This window comes from Streptomyces minutiscleroticus (assembly GCF_014650875.1).
GTDB lineage: Bacteria > Actinomycetota > Actinomycetes > Streptomycetales > Streptomycetaceae > Streptomyces > Streptomyces minutiscleroticus.
Window position 1 is genome coordinate 65,824 of record NZ_BMVU01000010.1, and the last position, 18,312, is coordinate 84,135.

14 protein-coding genes and 3 pseudogenes are annotated in these 18,312 nt (G+C 74.2%); 10 read left to right on the plus strand and 7 right to left on the minus strand.

Features of this window, described 5'->3' with window-relative positions; translation table 11 throughout:
• Positions 1 to 292 precede the first annotated feature (292 nt).
• The 5 genes from IE271_RS13515 to IE271_RS13530 form a co-directional block, all read right to left on the minus strand.
• A complete protein-coding gene (locus IE271_RS13515; protein ID WP_190190510.1) occupies positions 293 to 1,474 on the minus strand; it encodes an ROK family transcriptional regulator in 1,182 nt (393 codons plus the stop codon).
• 325 nt (positions 1,475 to 1,799) lie between these two features.
• Positions 1,800 to 2,477: a GntR family transcriptional regulator gene (locus tag IE271_RS13520; protein WP_190190511.1), complete on the minus strand. Its 678-nt coding sequence runs from the start codon at positions 2,475 to 2,477 to the stop codon at positions 1,800 to 1,802.
• Positions 2,478 to 2,867: 390 nt separating this feature from the next.
• Positions 2,868 to 3,815: a beta-ketoacyl-ACP synthase III gene (locus tag IE271_RS13525; protein WP_190190512.1), complete on the minus strand. Its 948-nt coding sequence runs from the start codon at positions 3,813 to 3,815 to the stop codon at positions 2,868 to 2,870.
• Positions 3,816 to 4,101: 286 nt separating this feature from the next.
• Positions 4,102 to 4,233 (minus strand): MFS transporter small subunit, encoded by a 132-nt coding sequence (locus IE271_RS43305; RefSeq protein WP_268256192.1) that lies wholly within the window; start codon positions 4,231 to 4,233, stop codon positions 4,102 to 4,104.
• Complete coding sequence (locus IE271_RS13530; protein ID WP_190190513.1) at positions 4,223 to 5,545, minus strand: OFA family MFS transporter; 1,323 nt, start codon at positions 5,543 to 5,545, stop codon at positions 4,223 to 4,225. The genes IE271_RS43305 and IE271_RS13530 overlap by 11 nt, the downstream gene beginning before the upstream one ends.
• A 139-nt stretch (positions 5,546 to 5,684) precedes the next feature.
• Between IE271_RS13530 and IE271_RS13535 the strand changes: the two are divergent.
• The 7 genes and pseudogenes from IE271_RS13535 to IE271_RS13565 form a co-directional block, all read left to right on the plus strand.
• Positions 5,685 to 5,930: pseudogene (locus tag IE271_RS13535) on the plus strand (ketopantoate reductase C-terminal domain-containing protein); the annotation flags it as partial.
• 34 nt (positions 5,931 to 5,964) lie between these two features.
• Positions 5,965 to 6,189, plus strand: a pseudogene (locus tag IE271_RS13540) (NADH-ubiquinone oxidoreductase-F iron-sulfur binding region domain-containing protein); the annotation flags it as partial.
• Positions 6,186 to 7,045 (plus strand): annotated as a pseudogene (locus tag IE271_RS13545) (2Fe-2S iron-sulfur cluster-binding protein). The pseudogenes IE271_RS13540 and IE271_RS13545, both read left to right, overlap by 4 nt.
• A gap of 8 nt (positions 7,046 to 7,053) precedes the next feature.
• Entirely contained in the window at positions 7,054 to 7,917 is an 864-nt protein-coding gene (gene fdhD, locus IE271_RS13550; protein WP_190190514.1) for a formate dehydrogenase accessory sulfurtransferase FdhD, read from the plus strand.
• Positions 7,918 to 8,515: 598 nt separating this feature from the next.
• Positions 8,516 to 8,788, plus strand: coding sequence for a hypothetical protein (locus IE271_RS13555; protein WP_190190515.1), 273 nt, complete (start codon positions 8,516 to 8,518; stop codon positions 8,786 to 8,788).
• Positions 8,785 to 9,639: a collagen-like domain-containing protein gene (locus tag IE271_RS13560; protein WP_190190516.1), complete on the plus strand. Its 855-nt coding sequence runs from the start codon at positions 8,785 to 8,787 to the stop codon at positions 9,637 to 9,639. The genes IE271_RS13555 and IE271_RS13560 overlap by 4 nt, the downstream gene beginning before the upstream one ends.
• A gap of 114 nt (positions 9,640 to 9,753) precedes the next feature.
• A complete protein-coding gene (locus IE271_RS13565) occupies positions 9,754 to 11,637 on the plus strand; it encodes a sialidase family protein (RefSeq protein ID WP_190190517.1) in 1,884 nt (627 codons plus the stop codon).
• Positions 11,638 to 11,810: 173 nt separating this feature from the next.
• On the opposite strand, the gene IE271_RS13570 is transcribed toward IE271_RS13565, so the two are convergent.
• The gene (locus IE271_RS13570; RefSeq protein WP_190190518.1) at positions 11,811 to 12,851 is read right to left on the minus strand and encodes a bile acid:sodium symporter family protein; all 1,041 of its coding nucleotides are present in this window, start codon (positions 12,849 to 12,851) and stop codon (positions 11,811 to 11,813) included.
• A gap of 204 nt (positions 12,852 to 13,055) precedes the next feature.
• Here IE271_RS13570 and IE271_RS13575 point away from each other — a divergent pair, with 204 nt between their 5' ends.
• The 3 genes from IE271_RS13575 (at position 13,056) to IE271_RS13585 (ending at position 17,234) form a co-directional block, all read left to right on the plus strand.
• Positions 13,056 to 13,925, plus strand: a complete 870-nt coding sequence (locus tag IE271_RS13575) for a LysR substrate-binding domain-containing protein (protein WP_190190599.1) — start codon at positions 13,056 to 13,058, stop codon at positions 13,923 to 13,925.
• 453 nt (positions 13,926 to 14,378) lie between these two features.
• Entirely contained in the window at positions 14,379 to 16,205 is a 1,827-nt protein-coding gene (locus IE271_RS13580) for an AMP-dependent synthetase/ligase (protein WP_190190519.1), read from the plus strand.
• A 240-nt stretch (positions 16,206 to 16,445) separates the two neighbouring features.
• Positions 16,446 to 17,234 carry an aldo/keto reductase gene (locus IE271_RS13585; RefSeq protein ID WP_229919316.1) on the plus strand — a complete coding sequence of 263 codons (789 nt, stop codon included), beginning with the start codon at positions 16,446 to 16,448 and terminating at the stop codon, positions 17,232 to 17,234.
• A gap of 96 nt (positions 17,235 to 17,330) precedes the next feature.
• Here the strand turns inward: IE271_RS13585 and IE271_RS13590 are convergent, their stop codons facing one another.
• A complete protein-coding gene (locus IE271_RS13590; RefSeq protein ID WP_190190521.1) occupies positions 17,331 to 18,272 on the minus strand; it encodes a class I SAM-dependent methyltransferase in 942 nt (313 codons plus the stop codon).
• Positions 18,273 to 18,312 lie beyond the last annotated feature (40 nt).

Sequence of the window (18,312 nt, forward strand, 5' to 3'; positions counted from 1 at the left end):
TACTGCGGCTCGGGGGGTACGGGGCCGTGCGGGACCGTGCTCGGTGGTGCGGGTGGTGCGGCTCGGGGTACGGGGCCGTGCTCGGTGGGGCCGGGCGGTGCGGGGTGGTGCGTGTGGTGCGGGGCGGTGCGGCTCGGTGGTGCGGCTCGGGGCGGGACCGTGCGCGGGGCGCCGGGCGGTACGGGCCGTGCCCGGCGGTGGTGCGGGTGGTGCGGCTCTGAGGTACGGGGCCGTGCTCGGTGGTGCGGCTCTTGCCTGTGGTGCGCTTACCGGTGGTGCTCTTGCGGGCGGGTCACGCGGGTGAGAACAGGTGGTCGCTGATGAGCCGGGCCGCGCCGATGACTCCGGCGGTCGGCCCCAGCTCGCCCAGGACGATGGGCAGGTTGCCGGTCGCCAGGGGCAGCGACTGGCGGTAGACCTGGGTGCGGATCGCGGCGAGCAGCGTGTGGCCGAGGCCGGTCACCCCGCCGCCGATCACCACCAGGCCGGGGTTGAAGAACGACACCAGTGCGGCGATGACCTGGCCGGTGCGGGCGCCGCCCTCGCGGATCAGGTCGAGCGCGGTGGCGTCCCCGGCGGCGGCCGCGGCGGCGACGTCGACGGCGCTGAGGGCGCCGTTCGCGGCCAGCCGTGCCGCCAGCTCCGGCGACTGCCCCTGCTGGGCGGCCTCGGTGGCGTCCCGGGCGAGGGCGGCGCCGCTGAAGTGGGCCTCCAGGCAGCCGCGGTTGCCGCAGGCGCACGGGCGTCCCTCGGGCACGGCCTGGATGTGCCCGATGTCGCCGGCGCTGCCGGTCGTCCCGCGGTGGACCTCGCCGCCGACGACGATGCCGCACCCTATGCCGGTGCCGATCTTGACGCAGAGGAAGTCGCCCACGGAGCGCGCGACGCCCGCGTGCTGCTCCCCCATCGCCATCAGGTTCACGTCGTTGTCGACCATGACGGGGCAGCCCAGTTCCTGGCTGAGCGCCTCGCGCACCGGGAACCCGCCCCAGCCCGGCATGATCGGCGGGGCGACCGGCACGCCCTCGGGGAAGCGGACGGGTCCGGGGACGCCGATGCCGGCGCCGTCGAACCCCTCCGCGAGCCCGGAGGCCCGCAGCTTGCCCGCCATCGCCAGGACCTGCTCGAAGACCGCGACCGGTCCCTCGCGCACGTCCATGGGCTGGTTGATGTGGCCGAGCACCTCCAGCTCGGCGTTGGTGACGGCCACGTCGACCGAGGTGGCGCCGATGTCGACGCCGAGGAAGCGCAGGGCGGGGGCGAGCCGGATGTTGTGGGAGCGGCGGCCGCCGCGCGAGGCGGCGAGTCCGTCGGCCACCACGAGGCCCGTCTCCAGCAGCCGGTCCACCTCCACCGCCAGCTTCGACCGGGAGAGGTCGACCTGGTCGCCCAGCTGGGCGCGGGAGTTGGGGCCGCCGTCGCGCAGCAGTCGCAGCAACCGGGCCTGGTGGGCGTTGGCGGGCCGTGCCGTCATACGTCTCACGATCCCCTCCCCGCCTCGTAGGCCACTGTCCGCTGCACACTGTCTGCCGGGCTTTCGAGGGGAACGTAGCAGTGGCCGCCCACCCTGGGAAGAAGTTGCGCAGGAATTGCCCTCAGCTTTTTCCACTCACAGGACAAAGCGGGGTCGGCGCGAGGACGATCTGCGACGCGCGGCTCCGTCAACTCGCTTACTCACAACCGTTGTTGACTTGACGTCACCGACTGCGGGAGAGGCTCCGTGCGCAGGGAACGCCCGCGTGCACAGGCACGTGGGCGTCGGTCACAACGGCCGGCCGCGGCGCGGGGCGCCGGCCGGTTCAGCCCTTCTCGCGGTCGTGGTACGTCCGCCGCGTGTGCTCCGTGTGGGCGCGCATCACCTCGGTGGCGCGGGCCTCGTCGCGGGCGGCGACGGCGGCGATCAGCTCGCGGTGCTCGATCCAGGACTGGTGCCCGCGCTGCCGGGCGACCGGCGTGTAGTACCAGCGGACCCGCCGGTCGACCTGCGCGGCCAGCTCGGCCAGCACGGCGTTGCCGGCCAGCTCCATGATCTTGGCGTGGAAGCGGGCGTTCAGCGCGACCGCGCCGTCCACGTCGTCCGCGGCGACCGCGCGCTCGCCCTCCTCGCACAGCTCCTCCAGGGCGGCGATCCCCGCCGAGCCCGCGGTGGCGGCGGCGAGGCGGGCCGCCTCGGCCTCCAGCAGCGTGCGCACGGTGAGCAGCTGATCGGCCTCGTCCTCGGTGGGCTCGTGCACGAACGCGCCCTGGGCGGGCCGCAGGTCCACCCAGCCCTCGGTGTTGAGCCGCTGCAGCGCCTCGCGCACGGGCTGCCGGGAGACCCCGAGGTGCCCGGCGAGCTCGCTCTCGACCAGGTGCTGGCCCGGCTGGAGCGCGCGGGTGGTGATGAGTTCGAGCAGCGCCTCGTAGACGCGGTCCCGCAGCGGTCCGGGCCGCTCGAGCCTGGGCACCGCCCCCTGGGGCAGTCCTGTCGACAGCATCGCGGTCCCCCTCCTGGTGGCGCGGCGGCCAGAGCCAAGTATGAATTGTCTTTCGTCTACAGTCTACGGAGCTCAGAGGCCAGGCCCCCTGGACGTCGGCCTCGTCACAGCACCCGGCGCCCGGCGCCCGGCCACGATCGCCCGCGACCGACCGCGGCCGTCTCCGGCCGGTCCCCTTCCCGGCACCCCCGTTCCGGTTTCCGGCACCCCCGTTCAGGGCGTTCCCGATCCGGACGTTCCCGATCCGGGCAGCGCGAAGCCGTGCACGGTCGCGTTCCCGTCCCGGACAGCACGAAGCCGTGCACGGTGTCCCGCACGACACCGTGCACGGCCGCTCGTACGCGCGCGCCCTCGCCGGCCGCACGACGGCTCGGGCGCGAGGCCCAGGGCCTAGGGGCAGCGCACGACCTGCCCGGCGTACGAGAGGTTGCCGCCGAAGCCGAACAGCAGCACCGGGTCGCCGGAGGCGATCTCGCCGCGCTCCACGAGCTTGGAGAACGCGAGCGGGATGCTGGCGGCGGAGGTGTTGCCCGAGTCGACGACGTCGCGGGCCACGACCGCGCGGACGGCGCCGAGCTTCTCGGCGAGCGGCTCGATGATGCGCAGGTTGGCCTGGTGCAGCACGACGGCGGCGAGGTCCTCGGGGGCCAGCCCGGCCCGCTCGCACACCCGGCGCGCGAAGGGCGGCAGCTGGGTGGTGGCCCAGCGGTAGACGCTCTGGCCCTCCTGGGCGAAGCGGGCGGGCGTGCCCTCGATGCGCACCGCGTGCCCCATCTCCGGCACCGAGCCCCACAGCACCGGGCCGATGCCCGGCGCCTCGTCCTCGGGGCAGGTCTCGACCACGGCGGCGCCCGCGCCGTCGCCGACGAGCACGCAGGTCGTGCGGTCCGTCCAGTCGGTCACGTCGGACATCTTGTCGGCCCCGATCACCAGGGCCCGGCGCGCGGCGCCCGCCCGCACCGCGTGGTCGGCGGTGGCCAGCGCGTGGGTGAAGCCCGCGCAGACGACGTTGATGTCCATGACCGCCGGGGAGGGCATCCCGAGGCGGGCGGCGACCCGGGCGGCGGTGTTCGGGGAGCGGTCGACGGCGGTGGAGGTGGCGACCAGGACGAGGTCGACGTCCTGCGGCGCCCGGCCGGCCGCGGCCAGCGCCTTGGCGGCGGCGTGCGCGGCCAGCTCGTCGACCGGCTCGTCGGGCCCTGCGACGTGGCGGGTGCGGATGCCCACCCGGGTCCTGATCCACTCGTCGCTGGTGTCGACCATGCCCGCGAGTTCCTCGTTGGTGAGCACCCGGGCGGGCTGGTAGTGGCCGAGAGCGGCGATGCGCGTGCCGTTCATGGGTGGTTCCCCTCGTTCGCTGGCGGGACCCACCACTCTGCTCAGTGACTCACGGGTACGACGGCAGGCGAAGCCACAGATATCGAGGGCCGGGATTGTCGGCTTCCGTCAGGTCCCCGGGCGGACGGGCCCGTGTAACGCACACGAGGGCGCCGCGCCCCGGGCGTCGTACGGCACGGCACGTCCGTTCGGGCCGGCCTTCGTACGGGCGACCCGCGGGAACGCCGGCGGCCCGCCGACCGGGAACCGGTGCGGCGGGCCGCGGGGACGCCGTACGGCCGTGCCGTCAGCCGGTGAAGAGCTGCGTGGCCTTGCGCACCAGTTCGTACAGGCCGTAGCCGAGCGGGAGACCCACCCACAGCCAGGACAGGACGATCAGGCCGGTGCGACGCGGCTGCGGGCTGCTGTCACTTGACATCGGCGGCCTCCTTCTCGGTCGCGGGGTCGACGTGGTGCCGGGCGTGGACCGGGCGGACCAGCTCGTTCGCCACGAAGCCGACCACCAGCAGGCCGATCATGATCATGAAGGAGAGCCCGTAGAGGGACGCGCCGTCCTTGCCCGCGCTCTCCTGGTGGTCGGCGATCCAGTTGACGATCAGCGGGCCGAGGACGCCCGCGGTGGACCAGGCCGTGAGCAGCCGCCCGTGGATCGCGCCGACCTGGTAGGTGCCGAAGAGGTCCTTCAGGTAGGCGGGGATCGTGGCGAAGCCGCCGCCGTAGAAGGAGAGGACCACCAGCGCGCAGACGACGAACAGCGGCTTGGAGGAGTCGCCGAACTGCGAGATCAGCAGGTACATCAGCGCGCCGACACCCAGGTAGACGCGGTAGATGTTCTTGCGCCCGATCAGGTCGGAGGTCGACGACCAGCCGATCCGGCCCGCCATGTTGGCCGCCGAGAGCAGCGCCACGAACCCGGCCGCCGCGGCCGCCGAGACGGGCGTCGAGGAGTCCTGGAAGAAGTCCGTGATCATCGGGGCGGCCTTCTCCAGGATGCCGATGCCCGCGGTCACGTTCATGCAGAGCACGACCCACAGGCACCAGAACTGCGGGGTGCGGATGGCGCTGCCCGCCGACACCTGCACCCCCGGCGGCACGGCCGGGGTGCCGTCCGCCTCGGTCGCCGCCGCGCCGCGCGGCACCCGGATGAGCAGCACGCCGAGCGACATGAAGACGGCGTAGACCACCCCGTGCACGAGGAAGGCCAGCGCGATGCCGGACTTGTCGGTGCCGAAGGACTCCAGCATCTGGGAGGACCACGGCGAGGCGATCAGCGCGCCGCCGCCGAAGCCCATGATCGCGATGCCGGTGGCCATGCCGGGCCGGTCCGGGAACCACTTCATCAGCGTGGAGACGGGCGAGATGTAGCCGATGCCCAGGCCGATGCCGCCGACGAAGCCGTAACCGACCACGATCAGCCAGTACTGGCCGGTCGCGGCGCCCAGCGCGGAGATCAGGAAGCCGGACGAGAAGCAGACCAGGGCCACGGTCATGGCCCAGCGCGGGCCGTTGCGTTCGACGAGCGTGCCGCCGAACGCGGCGGACAGGCCGAGCATCACGATGGCGAGCTGGAACGGCAGGGCGCTCTGGGTGCCGCTGAGGTCCAGCGCCGACTCCAGCGCCGGCTTGAACACGGACCAGGCGTAGGCCTGGCCGATGGAGAGGTGGACCGACAGGGCGGCGGGGGGCACGAGCCAGCGGCTCCAGCCGGTCGGTGCTACAGGGGGGCTCATGATCCGCACCTTAGGAAGCGGCGCACGCGGTTGGGAAGGCTTTGGCCACAAGTCGTCGACCGTATGCGGTGAGCGGTATGCAACGGCCGGTGAACGGCACCCCGGCACGACGAGCGGTTGCTTCCTCGCGATCCCCGGCGCCGGTGCGATCGGCGCCTACGTCGGCGCCGCCCTGCACCGTGCGGGCGCCGACGTCCTCGCGGGCGCCGAGCGCGTCGGCGACCACCGCACCTCGACCCTGCAGGACCTGGAGCGCGGCAGGCCGCTCGAACTCGACGTGCTGCTCGCCGCCGTGATCGAGCCGGCCGGCATCACCGGCGTCCGGGTCCCCACGCTCCGCACCGTCCACGCCGTCTCGGACCTGCTCGCCTCCAGGAGCGCCGCACGAGGGAACACGACCGCACCCCCAGGACCTACACCGGGTCGGCACCGTCCGCCAGGAGGAGGCGCTGCGCCGCATCGTGGAGCGCACGGGCGCCGACACCGCGCCCGACGTCGTCCTGCTGCGCGAGGTGGGCCGCGCCATGCGGGACACCTCGATCTGCGGCCTGGGCCAGACCGCGTGGAACGCCGTGGAATCCGCCGTCGACCGCCTCGGCGCGTACGGGGCGGCACCGCGCCACCGCCAGGAGGACACCGTATGACCGTCACACCGTTGGGACTCCCCGCCGGCTGCTGGAGTTCACGCTCGACGGCGAGCCGGCCCGCGTCCCGGAGGGCTCGACGGTCCTCGACGCCCGCCGGGCCGCGGGCAAGGACGTGCCGACCCTCTGCGAGGGCGACACGCTGCGCCCGAAGAACGCCTGCCGGGTGTGCGTGGTCGAGGTGACCGGCTCGCGCACCCTCGTCCCGGCCTGCTCGCGCAGGGCCGAGGCGGGCATGGAGGTGCGCACGGACACCGGGCGCACCCGCCACAGCCGCAAGGTGGTCCTGGAACCGCTCGCCTCCTCGGTCGGCCTCTCCACCACCCCGAAGGCCGCCGGACGGCTGAAGGAGTACGAGGCGGAGCCCGGCCGCTTCGGCCCGGACGCCGCCCGCGTGGACGAGGAGCCGAGGGTCGACAACGACCCCTGCGTCCGCGACCACGGCAGGTGCGTCCTCTGCTACAAGTGCGTGGACGCCTGCGGCGAGCAGTGGCAGAACGCCTTCGCCGTCTCCGTCGCCGGGCGCGGCTTCGGCGCCCGCATCGCCGTCGAGCACGACGCGCCGCTCACCGACTCCGCGTGCGTGTACTGCGGCAACTGCATCGAGGTGTGCCCGACCGGAGCGCTGTCGTTCAAGCCGGAGTTCGACATGCGTGCGGCGGGTACCCGGGACGAGTCGGCGCAGACCGGGACCACCACGGTGTGCGCGTACTGCGGAGTGGGCCGCAGCCTGACGCTCCACGTACAGGACAACGAGATCGTCAAGGTCACCTCACCGCACGACAACCCGGTGACCCGTGGCAATCTCTGTATCAAGGGCCGCTTCGGCTACCAGCACGTACAGAACCGGGACTGAGCGAAACCATGGGACGAGTCACGGAACGACGCAAGGTGATCCGCATCCGGGACGGGGCCGTCGGCAGCCGCCCGGACACACTGGTCGCGGAGGAGCCGCTGGAGATCCGGCTCAACGGCAAGCCCCTCGCCATCACCATGCGCACCCCGGGCGACGACTTCGCCCTCGCGGCCGGCTTCCTGGTCAGCGAGGGCGTCCTGGGCGCCCGGGAGGACCTGCAGAACATCGTGTACTGCGCGGGCGCGACAGTGGACGGTTCCAACACCTACAACGTCGTCGACGTGGTGACCGCGCCCGGCGTCGTCCTCCCCGACATCACCCTCGAACGCAACGTCTACACCACCTCCTCCTGCGGCCTGTGCGGCAAGGCGAGCCTGGACGCGGTGCGCACGACGGCCCGCTGGCCGATCGACGACACGCGGGGCGGCACCGCCGACCCGGTGCGCCTGGAGCCCGGGCTGCTGGCGGACCTGCCCGACCGGCTCCGCGAGGCCCAGAAGGTCTTCGACCGCACCGGCGGCCTGCACGCCGCGGCCCTGTTCTCCGAGGACGGCGAACTGCTCGACGTACGCGAGGACGTGGGCCGCCACAACGCCGTCGACAAGCTGGTGGGCCGCGCCCTGCAGAACGGGGACCTCCCGCTGTCCCGCTCGGTCCTGCTGGTCTCGGGCCGGGCCTCCTTCGAACTGGCGCAGAAGGCGGTCATGGCGGGCATCCCCGTCCTCGCGGCCGTCTCGGCCCCCTCCTCCCTCGCCGTCGACCTGGCCGCGGAGACGGGCCTGACCCTGGTGGGCTTCCTGCGGGGCGCCTCCATGAACGTGTACGCGGGCGAGCACAGGATCGCCCTGCGGGCCGCGGCCGCCCAGGGCTGACCGGCTCCCCGCGGCACGGCTGCGGGGCCCACGTCCGGCGGGGAGCGCCCCTGCGCCGGCGGGGCCCCGTCTCGACGCGTCCCCGTGAGGCCGCCGCCTCCCGCGGGCGCGCCGTGCGCGGGGAGCCGCGGCGGCCCGTCCGGCCCCGGACCGCGCCCGGGCCGCGACCGTGCCGCCGCCCCCACTGTTCGTGCCGCTGTTCGTGCCGCTCCGCCCGCCGCGCGAGCCGTACCGCTTTCCCCTGCTCGCGCCGTCCCGCGCGTCTCCCGGACCGCTGCCCCGCGCCGCCCGCGCCACCCGTGCCGTACCCCGCCCGGACCGCCGCCCAGGACGCCGGTCCGGACTCCGGCGCGCCCGGCGACCCCCGTCCGGCGTACCGCGCCTGCGTCCGTCGACGTACCCGCCGCAGGACACGTGTCGGGCGCACGGCGTGTGCTCCGGCGTCCGGCCGCGCGCACCTGACGCATCGTCAGCACCCGTCCGGAGGGTCTGCCGGGCCGTGCCGGATCCGGCCGCCCGCCGCCTCGTTGCCCCGTGCGAGTGCGACGGACCGCGTGCGCGCGGCCCGTGGTCCACCGTCCAGGTAGGAGGAAGTCGCTTGGATGCCGGCATCACCCTGCTCGGCTCGTTGCTGGCCTGCACGGGCGTGCTGGGCGCGGCCGTGGCCGCGTACCTCGGCAAGCGCGGGGAGAACGCCCTGACCGGTTACTCGAGTCTGACCGAGAGACTCCAGACCGAACGCGACCGGCTCGAACGGCAGGTCGCCGAACGGGACTCGCGCATCGACGAGCTGTCGCTGCTGCGGGCCGCCGACCAGTCCGAGATCGCCCGGCTGCGACTCGACGTCCATCGACTCGGAGGTGCGCCGTGACCCGCTTCGAACGGCTGCTCGCCCCGCGCTGGCGCAGCGTCTTCCTCGTCTGCGTGCTGATCGCGCTGTCCGGCGCCGCGATCGTCCTGTGGGCCCGCATCGACGCCGGCGACCGCAGGGCCGACCGGATGCAGGACGAGGCGGACCGGCGCGGCCTGGCCGTGTCGACGCTCGCGCGGGACGTGCGGACCCTGCGCGCCCAGGTCGAGGCGAGCGGTGGCACGCCCGCCGCGCCCGACCCGTCGAAGGCCGTCGACGACCTGGTCGACCGCGTCCGGGTGCCGGCCGGCGTCCCCGGCGGGCCCGGGGCCAAGGGCGACCGCGGCGAGACCGGCGCCGCCGGGACGGACGGGCGGCGCGGCACGGACGGGGAGCGCGGGCCGCGCGGTGAGCCCGGACCGCGCGGCGGGACGGGGCCGCGGGGGCCGTCGGGGTCGCCGGGCCCCTCCGGTGAGCCGGGCGCGCCGGGCGCCGACGGCGAGGACGGTGTGAACGGTGCCGACGGCCGGGACGGTGTGAACGGCTCCGACGGCGAGGACGGTACGGACGGCGCCGACGGTGCGGGCGGCCCGGCCGGTCCGCCCGGCACCGGCGTGCAGGGCCCGCCCGGTCCCAAGGGCGACAAGGGCGACAAGGGCGACCCCGGCGCCCCGGGCCCCGCCTGCCCGGACGGCTACAGCCCGCAGGTCCCCGCCTACGACCCGGACGCCGTGGTCTGCCGCAAGGACGGCGCCGCCGCCCCGGGGCCCGCACCGGAGCCCGCGCCGGAGGGAGCCGCCGTGCTCCCCCTGCCGCCGCCACTGCGCCGTCGGAGGGATGTCGCCCGACTGGCCGGTGCGCGCTCCTTGTGACGCGCCCCTTACGTCAGTAGCTTCTGTGCCCGCGCACGTCCGACGTGGGATGTCCGGATGTTCAGACGCATGTCCATCCGCAGGTCCGTACCCATCGAAGGGGCAGGTCGCAGCATGCCGTCACGTCTTCGCGCACGTCTCAGATCCACCTTCGCCACGGCGCTCGCCGCGGCGTCGCTGATGTCCCTGCCGGTGCCCGCGCACGCGGGCGCCCCGGCGCGGCCGGACACGGCCGGCTTCGGGGAACAGATCCTCTTCAAGGCCTCCCAGGATCCCGGGTACGCCTGCTTCCGCATCCCCGCCGTCGTGCGGACGGCCGACGGCACCCTGCTCGCGTTCGCCGAGGGACGGGTCCACGACTGCGGCGACTCGGGCGACATCGACATCGTCCTCAAGCGCTCCACCGACGGCGGCCGCACCTGGGGCCCGCTCCAGGTGGTCGACGAGGGCGGCGGCGACACGCACGGCAACCCCGCGCCCGTGGTGGACCGCGAGACCGGGCGCGTCCTGCTGGCCGAGACCTACAACACCGGGCGCACGGACGGCCGCAACTGCGCCATACCGTGCGACCGCACCCCGCACCTCCGGCACAGCGACGACGACGGCCGCACCTGGTCGCAGCCGCGCGACCTGAGCGACGAGATCATGCCCGGCCACTGGAACTCCTGGTACGCCACCGGGCCCGTGCACGGCATCCAGCTCACCCGCGGCCGGCACGCGGGCCGGCTCGTCCTCACGGTCAACACCGAGACCTGGGACGGCACCCGGATCAGCGCCAGCCACGCCGCGCTCGTCGTGAGCGACGACGGCGGCGACCACTGGCGGGTCGGCGCCACCGACTCCTGGCCCATGGACGAAGACGGGACGTTCCGCCAGAAGCCGTCCGAGATGACGCTCGCCGAGCGGGCCGACGGCGCGATCCTGGTCAGCGGACGCGAGCAGGACGGCACCGACCTGGGCCACCGCGCCCAGGCGGTCAGCCGCGACGGCGGCGAGCACTTCACCGGGCCCTTCCGGACCCTTCCGGACCTCTACACCCCGCAGGTGCAGGCCTCGGTCCTGCGGCTGGGCGACCGCGTGCTGCTCGCCGCGCCCGCCGACCCGAACCGCCGCCGGACCATGATGATCCGCTCCTCCTACGACGGCGGGCGCACCTGGGACAGCGTCGACCGCGGCACCGTCGTGACCACCGACTGGTCCGGCTACTCCGACCTGGTGGACGCCGGCGGCGGCACCGTCGGCCTGATGTACGAGGCCGGCGCGGTCGACGCCCGCGACGAGATCCGCTTCGCCCGGTTCACCGAGGACTGGCTGCGGCCGCGCCGCGGGCCCGATCCGACGACCCCCGACCGCGGCCTCCTCGCGCCCCCGGCGGCGGTGCTCGGCGGAGCCCGCCCGACGCCGGGCGTGTCCCGCGGCGCGCTGGAGTTCGACGGCGCGGACGACGCCGTGCGCCTGCCGTACGGCGACCGGCTGCCGCTGGGGACGAAGGACTTCACGGCGTCCCTGTGGTTCCGGTACACGGCTACGGCCGGGGAGCAGCCGCTGCTGTGGATGGGCGGGGTCGGCGCCGACCAGCCGCAGGTGTGGCTGCGCGCCGAGCCCGCGAACGGCCGCGTCCAGGGCCTGATCACCACGCGGGACGGCGCGGCGCCGCCGGCCTCCGCGTACGTGCGCACCACGAAGGCGTACAACGACGGCGCGTGGCACCACCTCGCCCTGCGCCGCTCCGCCGGGCGGCTCGTCCTGTCGGTCGACGGCACGGAGGTCAACGGTGCGGACGTACCGGGTTCGGTCAGCCGGAACTCCCCGTTCGGGGTGCACGTCGGCCAGCGGGTCGACAGCCGGGCGCACTTCACCGGCGCGATCGACGACGTCCGCGTGTACGACCGGGCGCTCGGCGACGAGGAGCTGGCCGCGGTGCGCGACCTGGACGCGAGGGCGCCGAGGGACGCGGTGGTGTGGCTGCCCCTGGACCGGGTGAAGGCCGCACGCTGAGGAACCGGGCGAGGCCGCACGGCGAGGGGCCGGACCATGGCCGCGTGGTGAGGGACCGGGCCGAGGCCGTGCGGCGAGAGGCCGGGACGGAGCCGCACGGCGAAAGGCCGGGCCATGGCCGTGCGGCGAGAGGCCGGGGCGGCGGTGAGGGGTGCCGGCCCGGTCGCTGCCGGTCAGCCGGAGGAGACCCCCGAGCCGGCCCCGACCCGCGGGTCGTCGTCCGGCGCCCCGGCGGCGCGGTCCGGCTCCGGGTCCCGGGAGCGCCGCTTGGCGATCACCGCGCACACCATCAGCTGCATCTGGTGGAAGAGCATCAGCGGCAGCACGGCCAGCGAGGCGTGCGCCCCGAACAGCACGCTCGCCATGGGCAGCCCCGACGCCAGGGACTTCTTCGACCCGGCGAACTGGATCGCGACGCGGTCCTCCCTGCCGAAGCCCAGCGCCTTCGCCCCGTACCAGGTCAGCGCGAGCATCACGGCCAGCAGCACGGCCTCGACCGCCAGCAGTCCCGCCAGCCGCACGGGGCTGACCTGGTGCCAGACGCCCTGCACCATGCCCTCGCTGAACGCGGTGTAGACGACCAGCAGGATCGAGCCGCGGTCGACCAGGCCGAGCACCTTCTTGTGCCGTGCCATGAAGCCGCCGATCCAGCGGCGCAGCACCTGCCCCGCCGCGAACGGCACGAGCAGCTGCAGCACGATCTCCACGAGCGAGTCCGCGGAGAAGCCGCCGCCGCTGTCGCCGAGCAGCGCCGCCGCGAGCAGCGGGGTGACGACGATGCCGACGAGGGAGGAGAAGGAGCCCGCGCAGATCGCGGCGGGCACGTTGCCGCGCGCGATGGAGGTGAAGGCGATCGAGGACTGGATCGTCGAGGGCACCAGGGTCAGGAAGAGCAGACCGGTGTAGAGGGGGTGGGTCAGGAAGACCGGTTCGAGGCCCCGGGCGGCCAGGCCGAGCAACGGGAAGACCACGAAGGTGCAGGCCAGCACGGTGATGTGGAGGCGCCAGTGGCGCAGCCCGTCGAGCGCCTCGCGGGTGGAGAGGCGGGCCCCGTAGAGGAAGAAGAGGAAGGCGATCGCCGCGGTGGACACCCCCGACGTGACATCGGCGGCCGTGCCGCGGGCGGGCAGCAGGGCCGCGAGGCCCACCGTCCCGAGCAGCAGCAGGATGTACGGGTCGATCGGCAGCCAGGACGGCCACTTCAGGCGTTTCACGGTGCTCCACTTGCCTCGGGTCCGGGGACGGGACGTGCCCTCTCCATCGTCCTCCCCGGGACCGTGATCGGGAATCCGGTACACCGCTCTGACTGTGATCGCGCATCGCGATGACCGCGCTAGCCTGGTCCCGTGCCCGATGCCTCCCGCGCCTCCGGTCCGCCCCGTGGCTTCGACCCGTCGCGCGCGCTCGACCCCTCCCGCGTGTTCGACCCCTCGCAGCTGCGCACCTTCCTCGCGGTGGCGCAGACGCTGAGCTTCACGCAGGCGGCCCGGCGGCTCGGCCTGCGCCAGTCGACGGTGAGCCAGCACGTGCGCCGCCTGGAGGCCGCCTCCGGGCGGACGCTGTTCTCCCGGGACACCCACTCCGTGGAGCTGACCGAGGACGGCGAGGCGATGCTCGGCTTCGCGCGCCGCATCCTGGACGCGCACGAGCAGGCGGCGGCGTTCTTCACGGGGACGCGGCTGCGCGGCAGGCTGCGCTTCGGGGCCTCCGAGGACTTCGTGCTGACCCGGCTGCCGGAGATCCTGGAGGCGTTCCGGCACGACCACCCCGAGGTGGACCTGGAGCTGACGGTCGAGCTGTCGGGCGTCCTGCACGAGCGGCTCGCCGCCGGGGAGCTGGACCTCGTCCTGGCCAAGCGGCGCCCGGAGGACCCCCGGGGGGAGCTGGTGTGGCGCGACCGCCTGGTGTGGATCGGCAGGGAGCACCTGCGCCTGGACCCCGAGCGGCCGGTGCCGCTGATCGCCTATCCGCCGCCGGGCATCACCCGGGCCCTGGCCGTCGAGGCGCTGGAGTGCCAGGGCCGGTCCTGGCGCGTCGCCTGCACCAGCGGCAGCCTCAACGGCCTGGTGGCGGCGGCCCGGGCCGGACTCGGCGTGATGGCCCACTCGCGGGGGCTGATCCCGCCGGACCTGGTCCGCGTGCCGGAGCGGGCGGGCCTGCCGGAGCTGGGCGAGGTCGGCTTCGTCCTCGTGCACGGCAGGCGCCGCCCGTCGGCGCGGGGCGCGGCGGACGCGCTGGCGGCGGCGATCCTGGCGGGCGGGGACCGGCTGCACCGGGGGCGGCCGTAGCCCCGCGGCCCGCCGCGGCTCCGCGGCCCGCCGCGGCTCCCATGCCCCTGCCGCACCCGGCCGCGCACCGGTACCGCCGCGCGGTGGGACGGCACACGGCGGGCGGCGCACGGCGGGACGGCGCAGCGGGGCCGAATGTGTTCGAAAAGCGCTCGCGCGGTGAAGGGGAAACGGCTGCTCCGTGCAGGGAAATCACCGACGCTTTTCCCCTGCCCGCTTTTCCCGGCGTAATTGGTCCGGTGCGGTAAGCGCGGCGTACAGATTCCGTGGAGATCGGACGCACTGAACTTACCGAACCGTAAGAATTCTCTCTCCGCCCCACCGCGTGTGGCCCGTTTCGCTCTGCTGACCTGGACATACGAGGTGCGGGTCCGGCGCTGCGGCGCCCCTCCCGCCGGGGCCTCCGGTGGGGTAGCTTTCACGGCGCTGTGCGGAGCGCCACGAGGAGCGGGATTGCGCGAGTTCACCAACACTCCGTTGGCGTCGGCGCCGCCGGTGGGCGGTCTGGCCGACGTCGTCTTCGAGTACGCACGGGAGGATCCGCAGCGCGTCGCCTTCGGCCGCAAGGACGAGACGGGTACCTGGCGAAACGTCACCGCGGCGGAGTTCCGCGACGAGGTGCTCGCCCTGGCCAAGGGCCTGCTCGCGCAGGGCGTCAGGTTCGGCGACCGGGTCGCGATCATGTCCCGTACGCGCTACGAGTGGACGCTGTTCGACTTCGCGCTGTGGACCGTGGGCGCCCAGGTGGTGCCGGTCTACCCGACCTCGTCGGCCGAGCAGGTCTTCTGGATGCTGCACGACGCCCAGGTGTCGGCGGCCATGGTGGAGCACGAGGACCACGCGATGACCGTCGCCACGGTCATCGATCGGCTCCCTGGACTGCACCGGCTGTGGCAGCTGGACGCGGGCGCGGTGGGCGAGCTGTACGAGGCGGGCGCGCACCTGGACGACGAGGTGGTGCACCGGCACCGCCGCGCGGTCACCCCGGAGTCCACCGCGACGGTCATCTACACCTCCGGCACCACCGGCCGCCCCAAGGGCTGCGTCATCAGCCACGCCAACTTCATGTTCGAGGCGGACACGGTCATCGAGCGCTGGGAGCCGGTGTTCCACTCCCGGCGCGGCGACGAGGCCGCCACCCTGCTGTTCCTGCCGCTGGCGCACGTCTTCGGGCGCATGGTCGAGATCGCCGCCGTCCGCGGCCGGGTCAAGCTGGGCCATCAGCCGCAGCTCAGCGCGGCGGCCCTGATGCCGGACCTGGAGGCGTTCCGGCCGACGTTCTTCCTCGCGGTGCCGTACATCTTCGAGAAGGTCTTCAACGCCGCCCGCCGCAAGGCCGAGAGGGAGGGCCGGGCGGCCGCCTTCGACAAGGCGGTGGACGTGGCCGTGCGCTACGCCGAGGCGATGGAGGCGAAGGCCTGGGACGTCGGCCCCGGCCCCTCGGCGGCCCTGCGCATGCAGCACCAGATGTACGACAAGCTCGTCTACGCGAAGATCCGCAACGCGATGGGCGGCCGGGTGCGGCAGGCGATGTCCGGCGGCTCGGCGATGGACCGCCGGCTCGGCCTGTTCTTCGCGGGCGCCGGCGTGCACGTCTACGAGGGGTACGGCCTGACGGAGTCCACCGCCGCCGCGACGGCGAACCCGCCCGAGCGCACCCGCTACGGCACGGTCGGGCAGGCGATCCCCGGCACGACCGTGCACATCGCGGACGACGGGGAGGTCTGGCTGCGCGGCCCCAACGTCTTCCAGGGGTACCTGAACAACCCCAAGGCCACCGACGAGGCGCTCCACGACGGCTGGCTCGCCACCGGCGACCTGGGCTCCCTCGACGACGACGGCTACCTCACGATCACCGGCCGCAAGAAGGAGGTCCTCGTCACCTCCGGCGGCAAGAGCGTCTCGCCGGGCCTCCTGGAGGAGCGGGTGCGCGACCATCCGCTGATCGCCCAGTGCGTCGTCGTCGGCAACGACCGCCCGTACATCGCCGCACTGGTCACGCTGGACGGCGAGGCCGTCGAGCACTGGCTGCAGATGCAGGACAGGCCGCCCCTGGACCCCGCCCGGCTGGTGCGCGACACCGCGCTGGAGACGGAGGTGCGGCGGGCCGTGGTCGCCGCGAACACCCTGGTGTCGCAGGCCGAGTCGATCCGCACGTTCCGGATCCTGGCCCACCAGTTCACCGAGGAGCACGGCCTGCTGACGCCGTCCCTGAAGCTGAAGCGCAGGGCGATCGAGAAGGCGTACGCGGCCGAGGTCGACGCGCTGTACCGGGCCTGAGGCCCCGGGACCGGCCGCGGCACGCCGGGCGGCGCGGTCCGGCGGCGCCCGGGAGGCCGGACGGCGGTGATGCCCGGATCAGGGCTTATTTTCGGACAAAGTGCATGCGTCGGGAGTGGCGTCCTTCACGGGAATGCGACAGGCGCGATGATCGTTGACGATGGGAGTACCACCCGACGAAAGAAGGATCGAGAGCTCGTGAGCAAGGTCCCCCCGATCACCCTGAACAACGGCGTCGAGATGCCCCAGCTGGGCTTCGGTGTCTGGCAGGTGCCGGACGACGAGGCCGAGAAGGCGGTCGGCCTGGCGCTGGAGGCCGGGTACCGCAGCATCGACACCGCGGCGATCTACGGCAACGAGGAGGGCACCGGCCGGGCCATCGCGAACTCCGGCGTCGCCCGCCAGGAGCTGTTCGTCACCACCAAGCTGTGGAACAGCGAGCAGGGCTACGACTCCACGCTGCGCGCCTTCGACGCCTCGCTGGAGAAGCTGGGCCTGGAGTACGTGGACCTGTACCTGATCCACTGGCCGGTGCCGGCCAAGGACGCCTACGTCGACACGTACAAGGCCTTCGAGAAGATCCTCGCCGACGGCCGCGCCCGCGCCATCGGTGTCTCGAACTTCCTGCCGGAGCACCTGGACCGGCTGGCCGAGGCGACGAGCGTCGTCCCGGCCGTCAACCAGATCGAGCTGCACCCGCACCTGCAGCAGGCCGCCTCCCGCGAGTACCACGCGCAGCACGGCATCGCCACCGAGGCCTGGTCGCCGCTCGGCCAGGGCAAGGGCCTGCTGGAGGTCCCGGCCGTCGTGGCCGTCGCCCGGAAGCACGGCCGCACGCCCGCGCAGATCGTCCTGCGCTGGCACCTCCAGCTGGGCAACGTGGTGATCCCGAAGTCCGTGACCCCGTCGCGGATCGAGGAGAACATCGACGTCTTCGGCTTCACCCTGGACGACGAGGACATGGCCGCCATCGGCGCCCTGAACGAGGACCGCCGTCTGGGCGCGGACCCGGCGGCGTTCAACGGCTGATCCGCCGAATCGTTCCTTCCCGGCCGCCGTCCGGTTCCCCCGGGCGGCGGCCCCGCCGTTCCCGGAACGGCAGGGCCGCTCCGGCGCCCTGCGGGGCTACCCTTCCGCGCGCACGCCCACGTACACGGTCTGCGCCGTGAGGAAGAAGGCGTCCGGGCGGTGGTGCAGGCTCTCCTTGTCACCGGGGTCGAGCAGCCGGTCCACCGTCGCCAGGTCCTCGGCGTCCAGGCCGTCGGCGAGCACGTCGCGGCGGTGGGCGAGCGTCGCGGCGACGTGGGCGCGGGCCGCGTCCGGCAACGGGGCCGGCAGGTCGAGCAGGAAGGTGCGGGTGGCCGCGTGCCGCAGGCCGGCCGCCGCCAGCAGGGCGGGCCAGTCCTCCGGCTCCGCCACCGCGCCCGGCAGCTCCGCGCGCATCCGGTCGAACCCGCGGTCCTCCAGCTCGTCCAGGCGGGACTGCAGGCCGGGGCGGCCGAGGCCGAAGTCGCGGGGCAGGAAGCGGGTGGGCAGGCCGCCCTCCAGGAGCGCGAGGACACCGCCGGGCGCCAGGCGGCCCGCGAGCACGGACAGGGCCGCGCGCTGGTCGCCGACGTGGTGGACCGCCTTGCTCGCCCAGATCAGGTCCGCCGGGTAGGCCAGGCCGTCGAGGCCCGTCGCGAGGTCGGCCTCCAGTGTGTCGAGGCGGTCCGCGAAGCCCTGCCGCTCCGCCCTCCGCCGGGCCCGCTCCAGCAGGTACGGGCTGCTGTCGACGGCGACGGTCCGTGCGCGCGGGAACGCCTCCGCGAGCAGCGCGGTGACGACTCCCGGACCGCTGCCCGCGTCGACGACCAGCTCGGGCTCCGGCTGCCACCGCCGCAGCCAGGCGGCGGCCTCGGCGTGCAGGGGCGCGAACAGCTCCGCACCCCGTTCGAGGTACGGGGCCATCGCGGCCCAGTCCACGTCGGCGCCGTGCCCGTGGCCGTGGGCGTGCCCCTGCCCGTTCCCCGGCCCCGGGCCGTGGTCTCCGTGCCGGTGTGCCGTGTCGTGGTGTCCGTGTGCCATGGCGGCGAGCCTTTCGTCCGGGCGTCCGGGAGGCTGCCAG